Genomic DNA, 18,868 nt, shown 5'->3' on the forward strand with positions numbered 1-18,868 from the left:
ATGCGCCGCCATAGCCTTCGTCTGTCGAGGTAAGCCATGAGTGCCGCATCGCCGCATCCGTTCGAGACCCTGACCCCCCAGCGTGTGGTCGAGGCGGTCGAGTCCCAGGGCTTTTGGTTGCCGGGCGAGCCGTTTGCGCTCAACAGCTACGAGAATCGGGTCTATGCCTTGAGCGACGACGAGCGCCAGCGCTGGGTCGCCAAGTTCTACCGCCCCGAGCGCTTGAGCACGGCGCAGATTCTCGAAGAGCACGCCTTTCTGGGCGAGCTCGCCGCCGCCGAGGTCGCGATCGGGGCGCCGTGGCAGAACGCCCAGGGGGAGACGCTGTTCGAGGCGGAGGGCTTCCGCTTTGCGCTGTTCGCCCATGTGCCGGGGCAGGCGCCGGAGCTCGACAATCCCGCCCATCTCTTCGCCCTGGGCCAGTTGATCGGGCAGGTGCATGCCATCGGCCGGCGTCACACTTTCCAGCATCGGCCGGTTTTCGAGCCGCGGCGGCTGGTCGAGGAGAGCCGTGAGCGCGTGCTCGCCGCACCCTGGATGAGCGCGCGACAGCAGAGTGCCTACACCAGCGTGACCGACGCCCTGCTGACGCTGCTCGCCGAGCATGCCTGGCCGCACCAGGCCCTGCAGCGCGTTCACGGTGACTGCCATCTGGGCAACATGCTCGGCCGCGACGACCACTTTGCCCTGGTCGACTTCGATGACTGTGCCATGGCGCCGGCGGTGCAGGATCTGTGGATGCTGCTCACCGCGCAGTCGCCGGAGGAGTGGCAGATGCAGCTCTCCGAGGTGATCGAGGGCTACGAGGAGTCGCTCGACTTCGATCGGCGCCAGCTCGAGTGGATCGAAGCGCTGCGCACGCTGCGCCTGGTACGCCATAGCGCCTGGCTGGCCAACCGCTGGCAGGATCCGGCGTTCCCGCGTGCTTTCCCCTACGTGGCCGACAGTGGCTACTGGGATCAGCACATCCGCACCCTGGAGCAGCAGCGGGTAGCGCTGGACTCGCCACGCTGGCTGGCCTGAGGGCGGCGGGCGCGGACATGGCCGGCGCGCGCTGGCGATAGAGCGCAGAGGCGAGTTTCGCTAGAATCCCCTTTCATCATGCGTCGGCTTTCGTGGCCTGCGTTTTCCTCTTTCCATCAGCGCGGCGCCCGTGTGCGGTAGTTGGCGCCAGTGCCCGCAAGCGACAGGATCAAGGCAGCATCATGACAGAGCAATTGGCAGGCCATTTTCGCGGTATTCTCGAGCACCTGGGGGAGGACCCCCAGCGCGAGGGGCTGCGCAACACGCCGCAGCGGGCCGCCAAAGCGATGCAGTTTCTGACCCAGGGTTACCATCAGTCTCTGGAAGAACTGGTCAACGGCGCCGTGTTCGCCTCCGACACCGACGAAATGGTGCTGGTCAAGGACATCGAGATGTACTCGATGTGCGAGCACCACGTATTGCCGTTCATCGGCAAGTGCCATATCGCCTACCTGCCCCAGGGCCGGGTGCTGGGGCTGTCCAAGTTCGCGCGCATCGTCGACATGTATGCGCGGCGGCTGCAGATCCAGGAGAACCTCACCCGCGAGATCGCTGAAGCGGTGATGCAGGTGACCGGTGCCCGCGGCGTCGGCGTGGTGGTCGAGGCCCAGCACATGTGCATGATGATGCGCGGGGTCGAGAAGCAGAACTCGTGCATGAAGACTTCGGTGATGCTCGGCAGCTTCCGCAAGAACCAGACCACGCGTCAGGAGTTCCTGATGCTGGTCAACGGCCGCTGACCCAGGAGCGCGACGCATGGATGGCCAGCTGCACGCCTTCGATGACGACACCCAGCGCGGCGAGATCGTGGCCGAGGATGGCCAGCGCTACACTTTCGAGTTCGGTCAGTGGCGCGGACGCGGCCTGCCCGCGGCGGGCCTGGCGGTGCGCTTCGATGTGGCCGACGGGCGCGCGGTGCGCGTGTTCAATCGGCCCGAAGCGCAAAAGCCCGCGCGGAGTACCCGTGATGCCAGCGGCAAGGTGCAGCGCAAGCAGCTATCGCACTGGGCGCTGGCGGCTTTCGTGGTGGCGTGTGCCGGCGTCGGTGCCGGACGCTATGCACCGGTGGTCGAGGTGGTCGCGCTGATTCTCGCCTGGCTGGGGCTGCGCCACGTCCACCGCGCGCCGCAGCGCTTCAACGGCCAGGCGGTGGCGGCGCTCGCCCTGGTGATCGCGGTCGGCGTGACGCTCTGGTCCCAGGGGGTCGTATGAGCGCCTGATGCGGTTTTGGTGCATCGGCGTCTTGAGCCGCAGCCCCCTAAGACCGATTGTCACTGGCGCCAGCGCACCGAAAGCGCCATCCTTTTCCCCGACACGTTGCCCGTTTCAGACGCGTCGCCCCGAGTAGCGGCGACGCCCCGGCAACCACCGTCGGCTGCGCGGGTTCGGCGCGGCCGGCGGCAGGCACATCAAGGAAGGAGTGACTCATGCAATCCGTCAAAGAGAGCGCGCTGTTCAGGCCCTACGCCTATATCGACGGCCACTGGGTGGCCGCCGACAGCGGTGAACAGATCGACGTCGACAACCCCGCCAATGGCGAGATTCTGGGGCGTATGCCACGGCTCGGCCGCGCCGAGACCGAGCGCGCGATCGAGGCCGCCGAAGCGGCGCTGCCGGGCTGGCGCCAGCACACGGCGCTGGAGCGCGCCGACATCCTGATGAAGTGGTACGAGCTGATGCTCGAGCACAAGGACGAGCTGGCCGCGATCATGACCGCCGAGCAGGGCAAGCCGGTCAAGGAAGCGGCAGGGGAGATCGTCTATGCTGCGAGCTTCATGCGCTGGTTCGCCGAAGAGGCGCGGCGCATTTACGGCGATACCATTCCGGCAGCCAGCAGCCAGCAGCGTATCGTGGTGACCAAGCAGCCGGTGGGGGTGGTCGGGGCGATCACGCCGTGGAACTTCCCCTCCTCGATGATCACGCGCAAGGCCGCAGCGGCGCTCGCCGCCGGCTGCACCATCGTGATCAAGCCGGCCAGTCAGACGCCGTTCTCCGCCACCGCGCTGGCAGCGCTGGCCGAGCAGGCAGGGGTGCCGCGGGGTGTCTTCAACGTGGTGCCGGGCAAGGCCAGCGAGATCGCCAAGGCGATGACCGAGTCGCCGGTGGTGCGCAAGGTCACCTTCACCGGCTCCACCGAGGTCGGCAGTTCGCTGATGGCGGGTGCCGCCCAGCACATCCAGAAGATCTCGCTGGAGCTCGGCGGCAACGCCCCCTTCCTGGTGTTCGAGGATGCCGACCTGGATGCCGCAGTCGAAGGCGCCATCGCCTCCAAGTTCCGCAATGCCGGACAGACCTGCGTCTGCACCAACCGCTTCCTGGTCCAGTCGAGCGTGATCAACGCCTTCAGCGAGAAGCTCGCGGCGGCGATGAACAGCGAACTGAAGGTCGGCGACGGTTTCCAGGATGGCGTCAATATCGGGCCGCTGATCGATGAGGATGCGGTGGCCAAGGTGAGCGAGCACGTCAAGGATGCCACCGACAAGGGGGCCCAGCTGCTGCTCGGTGGCCACGAGCACTCCCTTGGCGGGCGCTTCTTCTCGCCCACCCTGATCAGCCACGCCACCCCGGAGATGAAGGTGGCGAGCGAGGAGACATTCGGCCCGCTGGCGGCGGTGTTCCCGTTCGAGACCGAGGAGGAGGCCGTGCGGCTGGCCAACGACACCCAGTTCGGTCTGGCCTCGTACTTCTACTCGCGGGATCTGGGGCGCGTCTGGCGGGTGGCGGAAGCGCTCGAGTACGGCATGGTCGGCATCAACACCGGGCTGATCTCCAACGCCAGCGCGCCCTTCGGCGGCGTCAAGGCGTCCGGGCTGGGGCGCGAGGGCTCCAAGTACGGCCTCGACGAGTATCTCGAGGTCAAGTATCTGTGCATCGACCTGGGCCAGGCTTGAGGCCCTGGGGCGGCGGCTGAGCTGCCACTGCCGCCCCGCATCGAAAAAGCCCACGACANNTGTCGTGGGCTTTTTTTGCGCTACCTGGGGGCGCGGCGGCGCTCAGTGGCGGAAGTGGCGCATTCCCGTGAACACCATCGCGATGTCGGCTTCGTTGGCGGCGGCGATCACTTCGTCGTCACGCATCGAACCGCCGGGCTGGATGACCGCGGTGATGCCGGCTGCGGCGGCGTTGTCGAGGCCGTCGCGGAAGGGGAAGAAGGCATCGGAAGCCATCACCGAGCCGGCCACCTGAAGGCCGGCGTGCTCGGCCTTGATGCCGGCGATGCGGGCCGAGTTGATGCGGCTCATCTGGCCGGCGCCGACCCCCACGGTCTGACGGTCGCGGGCGTAGACGATGGCGTTGGACTTGACGAACTTGGCCACCTTCCAGGCGAACACCAGGTCATGCAGTTCGCGCTCGCTGGGCGCGCGGCGGGTCACCACCTTGAGCTCGTCGGCGGTGATCATGCCGGTGTCCCGGCTCTGCACCAGCAGACCGCCGTTGACGCGCTTGTAATCCCAGCCCTCGCCGCTGCGTGCCGGCAGCTCGCCGCACTCCAGCAGGCGCACGTTGGCCTTGCTGGCGACCGCTTCACGCGCCGCGGTGGAGATCGTCGGGGCGATGATCACCTCGACGAACTGGCGCGCGACGATCGCCGCGGCGGTCTCGCCGTCCAGCTCGCGGTTGAAGGCGATGATGCCGCCGAAGGCCGACTCGCTGTCGGTGGCGAAGGCCAATTCGTAGGCTTTGAGGATACCGCCCTCGGCTTCGGGCACCACCGACACGCCGCACGGGTTGGCGTGCTTGACGATCACGCAGGCGGGCTTGGTGAACGATTTCACGCACTCCAGCGCGGCGTCGGTGTCGGCGACGTTGTTGAACGACAGCGCCTTGCCCTGGAGCTGGTTGGCGGTGGCGATGCTGGCCTCCGGCTCGACCTGGCCCCGTTCAACATAGAAGGCCGCCTTCTGGTGCGGGTTCTCGCCGTAGCGCATGCCCTGCTTCTTGCTGAACTGCAGTGACAGCGTGCGCGGGAAGTCGGGCTCACCGCTGCCCACTCGCTGGCCGAAGTAGTTGGCGATGGCGGCGTCGTAGGCGGCGGTATGCTCGAATGCCTTGATCGCCAGATCGAAGCGGGTCGCCTGGCTCACTGCCCCGTCATGACTGGCCATGTCCTTGAGCACCCGGCCGTAGTCGTCGGCATCTACCACGATGGTGGTGTGGGCATGGTTCTTGGCGCAGGCGCGGACCATGGTCGGGCCGCCGATGTCGATGTTCTCGACCGCGTCGGCGAGGCTGCAGTCGGGGTTGGCGACGGTGCGCTCGAATGGGTAGAGATTGACCACCACCAGGTCGATCGGCGCGATGTCGTGCTCGGCCATCACCGCATCGTCCTCGCCGCGACGGCCGAGGATGCCGCCGTGGATCTTGGGATGCAGCGTCTTGACGCGACCGTCCATGATCTCGGGGAAACCGGTGTGTGCGGAGACCTCGGTCACCGCGACATCGTTCTCCTGGAGCAGGCGGTAGGTGCCGCCGGTGGACAGCAGCTCGACGCCACGGCCGACGAGCTCACGAGCGAAGTCGACGATACCGGTCTTGTCGGAGACGCTGAGCAGGGCGCGGCTGACGGGGCGGGAGGAGGATGCGGAGTTTTGAGACATGCCAATCCACTCTTGTCGGTCGATCGAACGCGCGCTGGAGGAGCTGAGAGTCCGAGCGGCGGGCGTTCGGTGGTGCCCCGCATGGGCGAGGCGAGGGGGAGAATCAGATCAGGTCGTACTGCTTGAGCTTCTTGCGCAGGGTGCCTCGATTGAGGCCCAGCAGCTCGGCGGCGCGGGTCTGGTTGCCTTCGACATGGCGCATCACGACGTCGAGCAGCGGCGCCTCCACCTCGGCCAGCACCATGGTGTAGAGATGCGACACCGATTCGCCCTCGAGATGGGTGAAGTAGCGCTCCATCACCTGCTCGACGCACTCACGCAGGGTGACTTGAGAGCTCTGCTCGGCCATATGAAGGGATTCGACCTCCAGCGGCGAATTGCCGTCGAGGTCCAGAGGCTGCCGACTGTTCATGCTGCGTGAATTCCGTTGTCGATCGCGGTGTCGCCACGAAAGAGTTCATGAAGAAAAGCGAACTGCTCCGCGCTCTGCTCGAGCCGGTTGAAACGCGCGCGGTGCTCACGCCGGGGGTCGCGGGAAGCGAGGTACCAGCCGATATGCTTGCGCGCCACGCGCACCCCGAGATAGTCGCCGTAGTGGGCGTGCAGTGCCGTCAGATGTCGGCGCATGGTGTCCTCGATCTCCTCGAGGCTGGGCGCCGGGTGCTCGCGACCGGTGCGCAGGTAGTGCTCGATCTCGCGAAACAGCCACGGGTTACCCTGGGCGCCACGGCCGATCATCACCGCATCGGCGCCGGTATGGGCGAGCACCTCGGCGGCCCTTTGCGGCGTGGTGATATCGCCGTTGGCGAACACCGGGATCGATACCTGCTGCTTGATCGCGGCAATGGTGTCGTACTCGGCGCTGCCGCTGTAACGCTGCTCGCGGGTCCGCCCGTGGACTGCCAGGGCGGCGATGCCGGCGTTCTCGGCGAGGCGCGCGACGCGTAGCGCATTCCGGGTCTGCTCGCACCAGCCGGTGCGGATCTTGAGGGTCACCGGAATCTCGACCGCGGCGACCACCGCGGTGAGAATGTCGTCGACCAGGCGCTCGTCACGCAGCAGGGCCGAACCGGCGGCCTTGTTGCACACCTTCTTCGCCGGGCAACCCATGTTGATATCGATGATCTCGGCCCCGGCGGCGGCGTTCATGCGCGCGGCCTCGGCCAGCATCTGCGGATCGCCACCGGCGATCTGGACCGAACGCGGGCCGGGTTCGCCACGGTGGATCAGGCGTTGACGCGACTTGCGGGTGTGCCAGAGCCGGCTGTCCGAGGTCACCATCTCCGACACCACCAGGCCCGCGCCGAGCTCGCGACAGAGCTGGCGGAAGGGGCGATCGGTGACGCCGGCCATGGGCGCCAGGATGACCCGGTTGGGCAGTGTGTGGCAGCCGATGCGGGGCAACTCACGCTCGGGCTGCGCGGACACGGCTTCACGCATCGTTACAGAGGCTCGGGGAAAACGGGAAGCTATGATACCGGGCGCCCCGGCTTTGTTGAAGCGCTGTTTGGCCGCACCCCCGGGGAGAAACGGCTTGCAAACGCCCCGGACAGGGGCAGCCACGCGGGCGGCGGTGCCTGGGCACCGCCACTGCGGCTCAGGCGGAGGGGCGCTCGCCGCTCAGCAGCACCCAGCCCTCTTTCTCCTGCGGTGGCGCCATGCGCAGGCCCTGGTCGCGGTAGGCGTCGAGCACGCTCTCTGCCTGGGCGGCAAGGATGCCGGAGAGCGCCAGGCGCCCGCCGGGCGCGACGCGGCCAGCGATCTCGGCGGCGAGCTCGATCAGCGGGCCGGCGAGGATATTGGCTACGACGACCTCGAAACGGCCCTGGCCGAGACGCTCCGGATACTCCAGCAGCAGGCGGCTGTCATCGAGCTGATTGCGCTCGGCGTTGTCGCGGCTGGCCTGCAGCGCCTGGGGGTCGAGATCCACGCCGACCGCGGTATCCGCCCCCAGCTTGAGGGCGGCGATGGCGAGAATGCCCGAGCCGCAGCCGTAATCGAGCACCTGCACGGCGTTTAAGGGCTGGGCGTCGAGCCAGCCGAGACACAGCGCGGTGGTGGGGTGGGTCCCGGTGCCGAAGGCGAGGCCCGGGTCGAGCAGCAGATTGACCGCCTGGGGGTCGGGGGCGGCGTGCCAGCTGGGCACGATCCACAGCCGCTCGCCCATGCGCAGCGGCTCGAAGCCGTCCATCCACTCACGCTCCCAGTCACGGTCGGCGAGCAGTTCGTACTCGATCTGTGGCGCGGGGTCTTCCGGCGTCTGTTCGGCCCAGGCCCGCTGGACCCGCTCGATCATCGCCTCGACCCCCTCGAGATCGTCGTAGAGGCCGGTCAGGATCGTCTCCTGCCACAGCGGTGTGGTGCCGCTGTCGGGCTCGAAGACCGGGTCGTCGTGGGCATCCTGCAGGGTGATCGCGCTGGCGCCCTCGGCAAGCAGCAGCTCCTCGAGCCACTCGGCCTGTTCGGGGGCGATATGGGCCTTGAGTTGTAGCCACGCCATGGCGGCACTCCTTGGTCTCGTCGGTGGGGGCGAACGCAGACGGGGCGGTCATCTCGAGGGCTGTCGACAGATCCCCAGAGCATGACCGCCCCGTCTGGACGCGCTGCGAATCAGCTCAGGCCGAGCTTCTTCTCGAGGTAGTGGATGTTGACCCCACCTTTCTGGAAGGCGCTGTCACGCACCAGATCCTTCTGCAGGTCGGTGTTGGTCTTGATCCCCTCCACCAGCAGCTCGTCGAGCGCATTGCGCATGCGCACCAGGGCGATCTCGCGATCCGCTCCCCAGGTGATCAGCTTGCCGATCAGCGAGTCGTAGTGGGGCGGCACGGTGTAGCCGGTGTAGATGTGCGAGTCCATGCGCACGCCCAGGCCACCCGGTGGGTGGTAGAGATTGATCTTGCCGGGCGAGGGCATGAAGGTGCGCGAATCCTCGGCGTTGATGCGGCACTCGAAGGCGTGACCGTTGAGCTGGACCTCCTCCTGGCGGATCGACAGGGGCAGGCCGCTGGCGATGCGCAGCTGCTCCTTGACGATATCCACCCCGGTGACCATCTCGGTGACCGGATGCTCCACCTGGACGCGGGTGTTCATCTCGATGAAGAAGAACTGGCCATTCTCGTAGAGGAACTCGAAAGTCCCTGCGCCGCGGTAGTTGATCTCGATACAGGCGTCGGTACACGCCTTGAGCACCTGGGCGCGCGCTTCGGGGTCGAGGTGCGGCGCGGGGGCCTCCTCCAGCACCTTCTGGTGGCGCCGCTGCAGCGAGCAGTCGCGATCATAAAGGTGGATAGCGTTGCCCTGGCCGTCGGCGATCACCTGGACTTCCACGTGACGCGGATTCTCCAGGAACTTCTCCATGTAGACGGTGCCGTCACCGAACGCCGCGGCCGCCTCGGCCCGGGTCACGCTGACCGCCTTGGCCACTTCGTCGTCGTTGCGCACCACGCGCATGCCGCGGCCACCGCCGCCGGCCGCGGCCTTGATGATCACCGGGTAGCCGATGCGCGCGGCGATCCGGCGGATCTCCTCGCCATCCTCCGGCAGCGGGCCGTCGGAGCCGGGCACCGTGGGCACGCCGGCCTCCTTCATGGCGTTGATCGCGCTGACCTTGTCGCCCATCAGGCGAATGGTCTCGGCGCGCGGACCGACGAACACGAAGCCCGAGCGCTCGACCTGCTCGGCAAAGTTGGCGTTCTCGGAGAGGAAGCCGTAACCGGGGTGGATCGCCGTCGAGTCGGTGACTTCGGCGGCACTGATCAGTGCCGGGATATTGAGATAGGACTGCGCGGACGACGCCGGGCCGATACAGACCGCTTCGTCCGCCAGCCGCACGTGCATCAGGTCGCGGTCGGCCTTGGAGTGGACCGCCACGGTCTTGATCCCCAGCTCCTTGCACGCGCGCAGGACGCGCAGCGCAATCTCGCCTCGGTTGGCGATGAGTACCTTGTCCAACATGATGGTTTCGCCCGTGTCGCCTTAGTTGATGATGATCATCGGCTGGTCGAACTCGACCGGCTCGCCATCCTCGACCAGGATTGCCTCGACCACGCCGTCTTTGTCGGCTTCGATCTGGTTCATCATTTTCATCGCTTCGACGATGCACACGGTATCGCCTTTCTTGACGCTCTGCCCGGTTTCCACGAACGCCTTGGCGCCCGGTGCCGGCGAGCGGTAGAAGGTGCCGACCATCGGCGAGGTGACCGCGTGGCCCAGCGGCTGGACCGGTGCCGGCTCGGCCGGGTCGGCGGCCGGAGCGCTCGGCTCGGGCGCATGCTGCGGTGCGTAGTGCATCGACTGGGGCATCATCATCGGCTGCTGAGCGGCACCGAAACCGTGGGGGTGACGGCTGATACGCACCGACTCTTCCCCTTCCTGGATCTCGATTTCGCTGATGTTGGACTCTTCGAGCAGTTCGATGAGTTTCTTGACTTTGCGGATATCCATGGCGATGTCTTGGCTCCGTGATAATGAAAGAAGTGGTGATGATGGCCTGGGGTGGCTAGCGGAAAACCACCCGGAAACCGGCGTGCCCGCGCCAACGCATGGCGTTCAGTCGCGCGCCAGTTGAGCCATGGCCGCGTCCAGCGCCAGGCTGTAGCTGTCGGCGCCGAAACCGGCAATGACGCCGCGCGCGACGTCGGTGAAGTAGGAGTGGGCGCGGAACGGCTCGCGCGCGTGCACGTTCGACAGGTGCAGCTCGATGAACGGAATGGCGACGCCGGTGAGGGCATCGCGCAGCGCCACGCTGGTATGCGTGAAGGCGGCCGGATTGAGCAGGATGAAGTCGATCCGCTCCTCGCGGGCACGGTGAACACGTTCGACCAGCTCGTGCTCGGCGTTGGACTGCAGCCACTCGAGCTGGTGACCGGCGGACAGCGCGCGCTGGGTCAGCGTCACGCGGATATCGTCGAGGGTCGTGGTCCCGTAGACCTCGGGCTCGCGGGTACCCAGCAGGTTGAGATTGGGGCCGTTGAGAACCAGTAGTCTAGCCATGCCTGTCCTTGCGCTGTTAACCCTGTCGTACTTCGCTGAGATGACGTCACTTTCATGCAAGATGGCAGCACGAGAGACTCATTTACGCTGCTGCAGGAGTTTGCCGAAAAAAGCTTAGGGTGTCTAGCCTGAGACGCGAACGACGTTCGCTAACCGCCCGTCGGGGGCGTGTTCCGCGGGCTATATCCGCGGGCTATATCCGGGAGCTTGGGCTCGCACCCCGGCGGGCTTCTCAGGGTTTGCACGACAAGTCGGTGAGCGCCGGCAATGTTCGTATAAAGCCTAGCCGCGCTCTGCCGGCGGGGTGATGGCATCGAGATGTGCCGCCAGTGTAGTGGCATCGACCTCACCCTGGATGCGCGCGGCGCGCCTTTCGCCGCTGTTGTCGAAAAACAGCAGTGCCGGCGGACCGAAGAGCCCGTAGTGCGAGAGCAGAGCCCGGCTAGCCGTACTATCGGCGCTGACGTCGGCGCGGATCAGCGTGAAAGCGGCCAGGCGCTGGGCCACCGCGGGCGCGGGGAATACCTCGTGCTCCATCACCTGACAGGCGATGCACCAGTCGGCACTGACATCGAGCATCACCGGGCGGCCGTCGCCTCGGGCCTTGTCCAGCGCCGCCTGTAGCTGGGCGTTGTCGGTGACGGTGGTGAACCGGGGGGCCGGGGCACTCGTCGCGGTGCCATTCGAGATGCTGGGCGCGAGCGGACGCAGTGGGTCGCTGCCGCCCTGGGCGGCGCCCCATGCCAGCGCCACGCCCCACACCAGCAGCAGCCAGCCCACCGCCTGACGCAGCCGCGGCCAGCCCGGCGGTGTGCGCAGATCGAGGGCGCCCAGGGCCAGCGCACAGGCGAGTGCCAGCAGTGCCCACAGCAGCAGGGTCAGCGGCCCGGGCAGTAGGCGCGCCAGCAGCCAGATGGCCAGCCCCAGCAGGAGCACCCCGAAGAGCGCCTTGACCCCATTCATCCAGGCGCCTGCCCGCGGCAGCAGTTGGGCGCCGAAGGTGCCGACGACCACCAGCGGCAGACCCATGCCCAGCCCCAGCGCGAGCAGGGCCAGGGCACCGCCGAGGCTATCGCCGGTGGTGGAGATGAACACCAGCGCGCCGGCCAGTGGCGCCGAGACGCAGGGCGAGACCACCAGCACCGAGAGTGCGCCGGCGGCGGCCAGGCCCAGTGGGCCACTGCGCTGCAGGCGCTGCTGCCAGGCATCCGCACGCTGACGCAGGCGGCTCGGCAGGCGCAGCTCGAAGGCGCCGAACAGGGCGGCGGCAAAGGCGGCGAAGAGCAGGGCCAGCGGAATCAGTACCCATGCCGACTGCAGCCGCGCCTGCAGGTTGAGCGAGGCGCCGAACAGGCCCATCAGGGTGCCGAGCAGAGTAAAGGTAGCGGCCATGCCTGCCACGTAACTGAGCGAGAGCCCCAGGGCGCGCCGCCGCGAGGCGTTCTGGCCAACGATGATGGCGGTCAGGATGGGCAGCATTGGCAACACGCAGGGAGTGAAGGTCAAGCCCACGCCGGCGAGAAAGAAGAGCGCCAGGGTACCCAGCCCCAGACCCTGTCCGAGCAGCGCCTGGAACCGACCATCGGCGCTGAGCGGTACCGCGCTGCCGGCAGGCTCTCCAGGGGGCGCGCCAGGGGACGCATCGGGGCGGGGCGCTGCGGCGTGCTCGGCAGACTGGCCCAACGGCACGCTGTCACTGCTCAGCGTCTGAGCGGTTAGCGGATCGGCCTGGGGTAGAGGATCGGCCTGCGGTAGCGGATCGGCCTGGGGTAGCGGATCGGATAGAGGCAACGAATCGGCCTGGGAGGGTGACTCGAATAGCGGGTTGGCGTCGGCGCGGTGATTGCCGTCGGAGGCCAGGGGTGACGCCTGGGCATCGTCGCTGGCATCGGTGAACGCCGCTGGGGCGCCCCCGGCGCGGGCTGTGAGGCGCCAGTGCGCCGGCGGATAGCACAGGCCGGCATCGGCGCAGCCCTGGAAACTCAGTGTCAGCGCCAACGACGTGTCACCCCGCCGGGTGGCGGTCTCGGGTAGCGGAGCGCTCAGTACCACGGCATCGCGGAAGATATGCACGGGTCCCAGATAGGGATCCTGCTTGAACGTCCCGGGGGGTATCTTCAGCGGTGTCAGCGCCTCACCGTTGGCGTCCGTCAGGGCGAAGCGCTGGCGATAGAGGTAGTGGCCGGGGCGGGCACGCACGCCGACATAGACGCGTTCGGCGTCATGCCAGGCGTAGGCGTGGAAGGCCTCGGTCACCGGCAGGAACTCGGCCGGCTCGGCGCTGGCGAAGGGCGACGTGTCGCGAGGCGAGGAGAACGGGCTCTGGGCCAGCGCCAGTGGCGTCAGCAGGCAGAGCGCGAGGATGAGCAAGCAGCGCGAGAGAAACGACATCCGTGACACGGGATCCTGAGCGGGTGGACGGGGCTGGGTGCGGTGAACTGGCAGGCCGCTGCCGTTTGGAGCGCGCCACGCGGCAAAAGTGCCCCACGGTGGCGCCCGCGGGCCCCTGGCAGCTTGCCTCCGGCATGCAGCGAAAGGCGAGCTGCGCGCCGCGGGTTGCATGATAGGATAAGTGACAAACCTCTCCCACTGCCCTCAACTTCGTCAAGACAAGGATCGTCCATGGCTCTGTTCCGCAAGAAGGCGCCACTGTCGCGCACCGAGGTCCTCGAAACCCCGCAGTATGGCTGGATCTGGAAACCGCTGGTGGCGCTGGTGGCGATCTACCTGCTGATCTGCATCGTGCTGGGCATCTGGTGGAGCTGGACGCCGTCGCCGGTGGATCCGCGCCAGGCGGTGGCGATGCAGCGCGGCGCGCCGCAGAGCGGTGGCGAGAGCCAGGCGCCAGCGGCGATCAAACCCGGCGAGGCGCTGCTGGCGACCAACATCGAACTGCTCGATACCCTGCTCGACAAGCCCGGCGGCTATCTGCGCAATGACGTCATGCCGCCGGGCCTGTGGCTCGACAACATGCCCAGTTGGGAGGCGGGTGTGACCCAGCAGGTGCAGGATTCGGTCGCCTCGCTCGGCAGCGCGCTGGAGGTTGGCCAGGCGCCGCTCAAGACCGCCGACGAAGCGCTCGCCGGCGATCTCGACAGCTGGCGCTGGCCCGAGTCGGAGACGCTGTTGCGCGCGGCGCGCAACAATCTCGGGGAGGCCTTCTCGGCGCTCGAGAACACCGGTGCCGGCACCCCGGGCCAGGAGGCGGCGGCCCCGGCGCCCAGCGCGCCGGGCGCCGACGCACTCAGCGCCTGGCTGGCCCAGGTGCAGAGCCGGCTCGAAACCCAGACGCAGGCGCTGGCGGCCGCCGTCGGGCGCTCGCCGGGGGGCGGTCAGGCGGTCGAGAGCACCCCGTGGTTCCGTATCGACAACGTCTTCTTCAAGACCCGCGGCACCACCTGGGCACTGCTGCAGCTGATGCAGGCGGCGCGCATCGACTATGCCGAGGTGATCGAGAAGGCGGGGCAGGGCGAGGCCTTCGATCAGTTGATCGCCGAACTCAAGGCGTCCCAGGCTCAGGTGTGGAGCCCGGTGATCCTCAACGGTTCGGGCTTCGGCTTCTTCGCCAACCACTCGCTGATGATGGCCAACTATACCGTGCGGGCGACGCAGTTGATCGGCAAGATCCGCAGCGCGCTGTAAGTGGCGCGGGCGCATCGCCGCGGCGTTGCCGGATACGCCCCATCAAAACCACAAGCGCCGCCCCAAGAGGGCGGCGCTTGTGATTGGGCAGGTCGCGATCGCGGTGCCCGGAGAGGCGCGACTTACTCGCTGGCGTAAGCGGCGACGGCCTTCTCGATCGCCTTGCGCGCGGCATCGGCACCGTCCCAGGAGTCGATCTTGACCCATTTGCCCTTCTCGAGATCCTTGTAGTTCTCGAAGAAGTGGGCGATCTGCTGGCGCAGCAGCTCGGGCAGGTCGGTCACTTCGTGGACATCGTCGTAGAGCGCGGTGAGTTTCTGGTGCGGCACGCAGACCAGCTTGGCATCTTCACCGGCTTCATCCGACATGTTGAGCACGCCGACCGGACGCGCACGGATCACGCTGCCGGGCTGCACCGGGTAGGGCGTGACCACCAGGGCGTCGAGCGGGTCGCCGTCGTCGGCCAGGGTGTGGGGAATGAAACCGTAGTTGGCCGGGTAGAACATCGGCGTGGCCATGAAGCGATCCACCACCAGGGCATCCATGTCCTTGTCGATTTCGTACTTGATCGGCGCGTGGTTGGCGGGAATCTCGATCGCCACGTACACGTCGTTGGGGAGATCCTTTCCGGCGGGAATCTTGTCGAAACTCATCATCGAGTCCTTGCGGTTTGCAGGTTGAACACCAGCGGGCGAAAATCCCACGGATTATACGAATAGGCTAGGCCGATTACCAATCCGTGCCCGGCATCCGCGCGTCGGGAAACGGCCGCCGCCGGCACATACCACCCGTGGGGAGAAGATCGTTGTCGAATAGCTCGCTGTCGCTGACCTACGGTCAGGCCTTCGTGGCGCCGGATCAGCACCGCCACCGCAGCTCGATGTCGGTGCAGATTCCCCAGGGCGAGGCGCTGCAGGCCAAGGGCGGATGCGCGCTGATCAGTGACTCCACCTGGCGCAACTCGATCGCCAAGCAGGCCGGCGATCTCAGTGTGCGCGGCTTTCTCGCCGACTACTACTCGACCCCCGAGCACTGGGACGTCAAGACATCGGCCACCCGCGTATTGCGCGCGCTCAACAGCTGGTGCTACAGCCAGAGCGGCTATATCGAGGGTGGCAGCTATATCTGCTCGCTGTCGGCGATGATCTTCCACCAGCGCCAGGCACACCTGTTCCACATGGGCGATACCCTGGTGTTCCGCATCCGTGGTGCCGAGTTCGAGCAGCTGACCCGCGACCACGTCACCGACCTCGGCGGCTATCGCTACCCTTCGCGGGCCCTGGGCATGGATGGGCATGTCGATATCGACTACTCGACCTTTACCCTCAAGCAGGGTGACCTGTTCCTGTTCATGACCCAGGCGGTGCGCGGCACTTTGGTGCCCTCCGAGTACGTGCAGCTGATCCGCGCCGACGTCAGCGATCTCGATGCGGCCTGCGAGCGGCTGACCGCGGCGGCCAACCAGCGCGCCAGCGAGCGGGGCTACAACGCCAACCAGTTCTGCTTCCAGCTGGTGCGGGTCGACCGTCTACCGGAGGTCGAATCGGAGGAGTCGCCGCGTCTGTTCCATCACCTGCCGGTGCCGCCGGAGGTGAGCCCGGGGGATCGCCTCGATGGCCTGGAGATCGTCTCGGTGCTGTCGCGCACCCCCCGCGCCCGGGTCTATCACGTGCGCGACGCGCGCAGCGGCCGCGACATGGTCATGAAGGCACCGAGTCCGGAGCTGTCGCCGCGCAACGTCTATCTCGAGCACTTCGGGCTGCAGCAGCGGGTGGTCGAGCGCATCAACTCGCCGTTCGTGGTCAAGGTGGTCGAGGCTGAGCGGACGCGGCGCTATCTCTACTATCTGATGGCCTACGTCGAGGGGCACTCGCTCAGCGAGTGGCTGCGGTTGCATCCGCAGACGAGCCTGGCGCAGCGCCTGGAGATCGCGCGTCAGTTGGTCAAGGCGGTGCAGGCGCTGCATCGTCATGAGGTGCTGCATCAGCATCTTCACCCGGACAACATCCTGATCGATCGCCACGGCAACCTGGTGCTGACCGATTTCGGCGCCTGCCATCGGCGGGACAGCGATATCCAGGGCGTGGCGCGGGAGCTGGCGCGGCAGGTGGGGCTGACCGAGCACAGTGCGCCCGAGTATGCCCTCGACACCGAGGTGGGGCGGCGTAGCGATCAGTATTCACTCGCCTCCACCATCTACTGGATGCTGACCGGTCACCTGCCCTATACCCAGCTGCCCAACCATCTGCGCAGCCATACCGATCTGGAGCAGATGACCTACCGCCGTGCACGCTTGAGCAATCCCGCCATCAGTGAAGATCTCGACGATGCCCTGCGGCGTTCGCTCGATCCGCTGCGCGCCCTGCGCTTCCGGCGCATCTCCGAGTTCGCCTACCGCCTGCGGCCCAAGCCCCGCGCCCAGACCGACACCCAGCGCCCGCCGTGGCGCGAGCCGGCCAACGTGTGGCAGGCGATCGCCACGGTGCTGCTATTGCTGCTGATTCTCTCCTGGTGGCTGAAGTAGCGGTTGCAGCGGGGGCTGAGTCACGGCTGAAGAGACGCCGCCGCCTGCCGGAGCGACGCCGCGCAGGGCGATGGCCGCGACGGCAACGATGCCGCAACGAAAAGGGGCCCGGCGCGCAATGCGCCGGGGCCCCTCGGGTGTGGCAGCCGGCGATCTGCTCTCCGGCTTAGCTCGGTCGGTGCCTGGTCAGCCCGGCATGCCCAGCCAGTTGGGCAGGCCCAGCGAGATGAACGGCACGTAGGTGATCAGCAGCAGGAACGACACCAGCAAGATCAGCCACGGCGCCGAGGCGCGGATGACCGTGGTCAGCGGCTGTCCGGTCACCGCCGAGGCGACGAACAGGTTGAGCCCGGTGGGCGGCGTCAGCATGCCGATCTCCATGTTGACCACCATGATCACGCCCAGATGGATCGGATCGATGCCCAGCTGCATGGCGATCGGGAACAGGATCGGGGCCAGGATCAGGATGATCGCCGAGGGCTCCATGAAGCTGCCGGCGATCAGCAGCACCACATTGAGCACCAGCAGGAAGGTGATCGGCGAGAAGCCCTGTTCGACCACCCACTGGGTGATGGTCTGGGGGATCTGCTCGGTGGTCAGCACGTGGGCGAACAGCATCGCATTGGCGATGATGAACATCAGCACGATGCTCAGGCGCGCCGCGTCCAGGATCACCCGCGGGCATTCGCGGATGCCGATGTCGCGATAGACCACCAGCGAGACGAAGGCGGCGTAGACGGCAGCCACCGCGGCGGCTTCGGTCGGCGTGAAGATGCCCGAGTAGATCCCGCCGAGGATCACCACGATCAGCAACAGGCCCCACAGCGACTTGCGCGCCGCATGCAGCCATTCGCTCACGCTGACCCGGGGTTGGGCCGGCATCTTCTTGATCCGCGCGATGACGTAGATCGCCAGCATCAGCAGAAAGCCGAGCAGCAGCCCCGGCACCACGCCGGCCATGAACAGCTTGCCCACCGAGGTCGAGGTCGCGGCGGCATAGACCACCATGACGATCGACGGCGGGATCAGGATGCCCAGGGTGCCGGCGTTACAGACGATACCGGTGGCGAAGCTGCGGGTATAACCGGAGCGCACCATGCCTGCGATCACGATCGAGCCCACCGCCGCCACGGTGGCGGGAGAGGAGCCGGAGAGGGCGGCGAACAGTACGCACGCCAGCACCGAGGCGATCGGCAGGCCGCCGCGTAAATGGCCGACGGTGGCGTTGGCGAAATCGATCAGTCGCCGGGCCACGCCGCCACTGGTCATGAAGGCGCCGGAGAGCAGGAAGAACGGGATCGCCAGCAGGGTGTAGTGATCCGCGGTGGCGAACAGCTTGATCGCCAGCGACTGCAGCGAGTCCTGGCTGAACAGCAGGATCGTCAGCGCGCTCGACAGCCCCAGGGAGACCGCGATCGGCACGCCGATGAACATTAAGACGAACAGGGAGATGAACAGAAAGGCGATGGTCACGGCGTGGTTCTCCGGGTGTCGCTGTCCGTATCGGATTCCTGAGCCAGCGCCAGCGCGTCGCTGACTTCGCTGCTCTGCTCCAGACCCAACTGCTGGCCGCGCAGGATACGCACCAGAACTTCGATCAGTCGCGCGATGATCAGGCCGAAGCCGAGGGGCTCGATCAGCGCCACGTGCCACTCCTTGAGCCCGAACATGCCGAGATCCTCGGCACCGATGCCGCTGATCTGCAGCGAATCGACCCACTGGGCGCTCGATACCATCAGCAGGCCCGCATAGGCCATGAAGACCAGGCAGCTGAGCACACCGCAGGCGCGCTGCCAGCGCTCCGGCAGCAGGCGCACCAGCAGATCGACACCAATGTGCGCGCCGACGCGTACGCCGTAGGCGATGCCCAGGAAGATCAGCCAGGCGAAGATGGTGGTGGTCATCGCCAGGCTCCAGGTCATCTCCTGACCGATGCCCAGCAGCCAGTCGCCTACGGCGAAGGCCGGCGTCTCCAGCGCCGGATAGGCGTCGCCGAGGTCGTAGAAGACGTTATAGAGATTGGTGACGACCACGTAGAAGAAGGTCAGCAGGGTCATCACCGCCAACAGGAGGGCCACCAGGCCCTCCT

17 protein-coding genes are annotated in these 18,868 nt (G+C 67.0%); 6 read left to right on the forward strand and 11 right to left on the reverse strand.

Going from position 1 to position 18,868, the window contains the following annotated elements; all coding sequences use genetic code 11:
* Positions 1-36 precede the first annotated feature (36 nt).
* From DOM66_RS11350 to DOM66_RS11365, 4 genes are all read left to right on the forward strand, one after another.
* Complete coding sequence (locus DOM66_RS11350; RefSeq protein WP_110690174.1) at positions 37-1,023, forward strand: serine/threonine protein kinase; 987 nt, start codon at positions 37-39, stop codon at positions 1,021-1,023.
* A 182-nt stretch (positions 1,024-1,205) separates the two neighbouring features.
* Complete coding sequence (gene folE, locus DOM66_RS11355) at positions 1,206-1,763, forward strand: GTP cyclohydrolase I FolE (protein ID WP_106418160.1); 558 nt, start codon at positions 1,206-1,208, stop codon at positions 1,761-1,763.
* A gap of 16 nt (positions 1,764-1,779) precedes the next feature.
* Positions 1,780-2,235 (forward strand): hypothetical protein, encoded by a 456-nt coding sequence (locus DOM66_RS19575; RefSeq protein ID WP_157959040.1) that lies wholly within the window; start codon positions 1,780-1,782, stop codon positions 2,233-2,235.
* A gap of 215 nt (positions 2,236-2,450) precedes the next feature.
* Complete coding sequence (locus DOM66_RS11365) at positions 2,451-3,914, forward strand: NAD-dependent succinate-semialdehyde dehydrogenase (RefSeq protein WP_110675549.1); 1,464 nt, start codon at positions 2,451-2,453, stop codon at positions 3,912-3,914.
* Between the two features lie 102 nt (positions 3,915-4,016).
* On the opposite strand, the gene purH is transcribed toward DOM66_RS11365, so the two are convergent.
* The 8 genes from purH to dsbD form a co-directional block, all read right to left on the reverse strand.
* A complete protein-coding gene (gene purH / locus DOM66_RS11370; RefSeq protein WP_110690176.1) occupies positions 4,017-5,621 on the reverse strand; it encodes a bifunctional phosphoribosylaminoimidazolecarboxamide formyltransferase/IMP cyclohydrolase in 1,605 nt (534 codons plus the stop codon).
* 103 nt (positions 5,622-5,724) lie between these two features.
* Positions 5,725-6,033: a DNA-binding transcriptional regulator Fis gene (gene fis, locus DOM66_RS11375; protein ID WP_110675551.1), complete on the reverse strand. Its 309-nt coding sequence runs from the start codon at positions 6,031-6,033 to the stop codon at positions 5,725-5,727.
* Complete coding sequence (dusB, locus tag DOM66_RS11380) at positions 6,030-7,061, reverse strand: tRNA dihydrouridine synthase DusB (protein WP_110690177.1); 1,032 nt, start codon at positions 7,059-7,061, stop codon at positions 6,030-6,032. Before dusB ends, fis begins: the two co-directional genes overlap by 4 nt.
* A gap of 157 nt (positions 7,062-7,218) precedes the next feature.
* Positions 7,219-8,121: a 50S ribosomal protein L11 methyltransferase gene (gene prmA, locus DOM66_RS11385; protein WP_110690178.1), complete on the reverse strand. Its 903-nt coding sequence runs from the start codon at positions 8,119-8,121 to the stop codon at positions 7,219-7,221.
* A 110-nt stretch (positions 8,122-8,231) separates the two neighbouring features.
* The gene (accC, locus tag DOM66_RS11390; protein ID WP_110675554.1) at positions 8,232-9,575 is read right to left on the reverse strand and encodes an acetyl-CoA carboxylase biotin carboxylase subunit; all 1,344 of its coding nucleotides are present in this window, start codon (positions 9,573-9,575) and stop codon (positions 8,232-8,234) included.
* A 21-nt stretch (positions 9,576-9,596) separates the two neighbouring features.
* Positions 9,597-10,064 (reverse strand): acetyl-CoA carboxylase biotin carboxyl carrier protein, encoded by a 468-nt coding sequence (accB, locus tag DOM66_RS11395; protein WP_110675555.1) that lies wholly within the window; start codon positions 10,062-10,064, stop codon positions 9,597-9,599.
* A gap of 105 nt (positions 10,065-10,169) precedes the next feature.
* The gene (aroQ, locus tag DOM66_RS11400) at positions 10,170-10,613 is read right to left on the reverse strand and encodes a type II 3-dehydroquinate dehydratase (RefSeq protein ID WP_110690179.1); all 444 of its coding nucleotides are present in this window, start codon (positions 10,611-10,613) and stop codon (positions 10,170-10,172) included.
* 282 nt (positions 10,614-10,895) lie between these two features.
* Positions 10,896-13,004: a protein-disulfide reductase DsbD gene (dsbD, locus tag DOM66_RS11405; protein ID WP_245392417.1), complete on the reverse strand. Its 2,109-nt coding sequence runs from the start codon at positions 13,002-13,004 to the stop codon at positions 10,896-10,898.
* A 231-nt stretch (positions 13,005-13,235) separates the two neighbouring features.
* On the opposite strand from dsbD, the gene DOM66_RS11410 reads away from it, so the two are divergent.
* The gene (locus DOM66_RS11410; RefSeq protein WP_110690180.1) at positions 13,236-14,255 is read left to right on the forward strand and encodes a DUF2333 family protein; all 1,020 of its coding nucleotides are present in this window, start codon (positions 13,236-13,238) and stop codon (positions 14,253-14,255) included.
* A gap of 122 nt (positions 14,256-14,377) precedes the next feature.
* On the opposite strand, the gene ppa is transcribed toward DOM66_RS11410, so the two are convergent.
* Positions 14,378-14,908, reverse strand: a complete 531-nt coding sequence (gene ppa / locus DOM66_RS11415) for an inorganic diphosphatase (RefSeq protein ID WP_035469412.1) — start codon at positions 14,906-14,908, stop codon at positions 14,378-14,380.
* Between the two features lie 152 nt (positions 14,909-15,060).
* On the opposite strand from ppa, the gene DOM66_RS11420 reads away from it, so the two are divergent.
* Positions 15,061-16,779: a bifunctional protein-serine/threonine kinase/phosphatase gene (locus DOM66_RS11420; RefSeq protein WP_110690181.1), complete on the forward strand. Its 1,719-nt coding sequence runs from the start codon at positions 15,061-15,063 to the stop codon at positions 16,777-16,779.
* Positions 16,780-16,965: 186 nt separating this feature from the next.
* On the opposite strand, the gene DOM66_RS11425 is transcribed toward DOM66_RS11420, so the two are convergent.
* Together DOM66_RS11425 and DOM66_RS11430 are read right to left on the reverse strand one after the other, a co-directional pair.
* Entirely contained in the window at positions 16,966-18,252 is a 1,287-nt protein-coding gene (locus tag DOM66_RS11425; RefSeq protein WP_110690182.1) for a TRAP transporter large permease, read from the reverse strand.
* Complete coding sequence (locus DOM66_RS11430; protein ID WP_232825206.1) at positions 18,249-18,857, reverse strand: TRAP transporter small permease; 609 nt, start codon at positions 18,855-18,857, stop codon at positions 18,249-18,251. Before DOM66_RS11430 ends, DOM66_RS11425 begins: the two co-directional genes overlap by 4 nt.
* Positions 18,858-18,868 lie beyond the last annotated feature (11 nt).

Origin of the sequence: Salinicola endophyticus (assembly GCF_003206575.1) — a bacterium.
Lineage (GTDB): Bacteria > Pseudomonadota > Gammaproteobacteria > Pseudomonadales > Halomonadaceae > Salinicola > Salinicola endophyticus.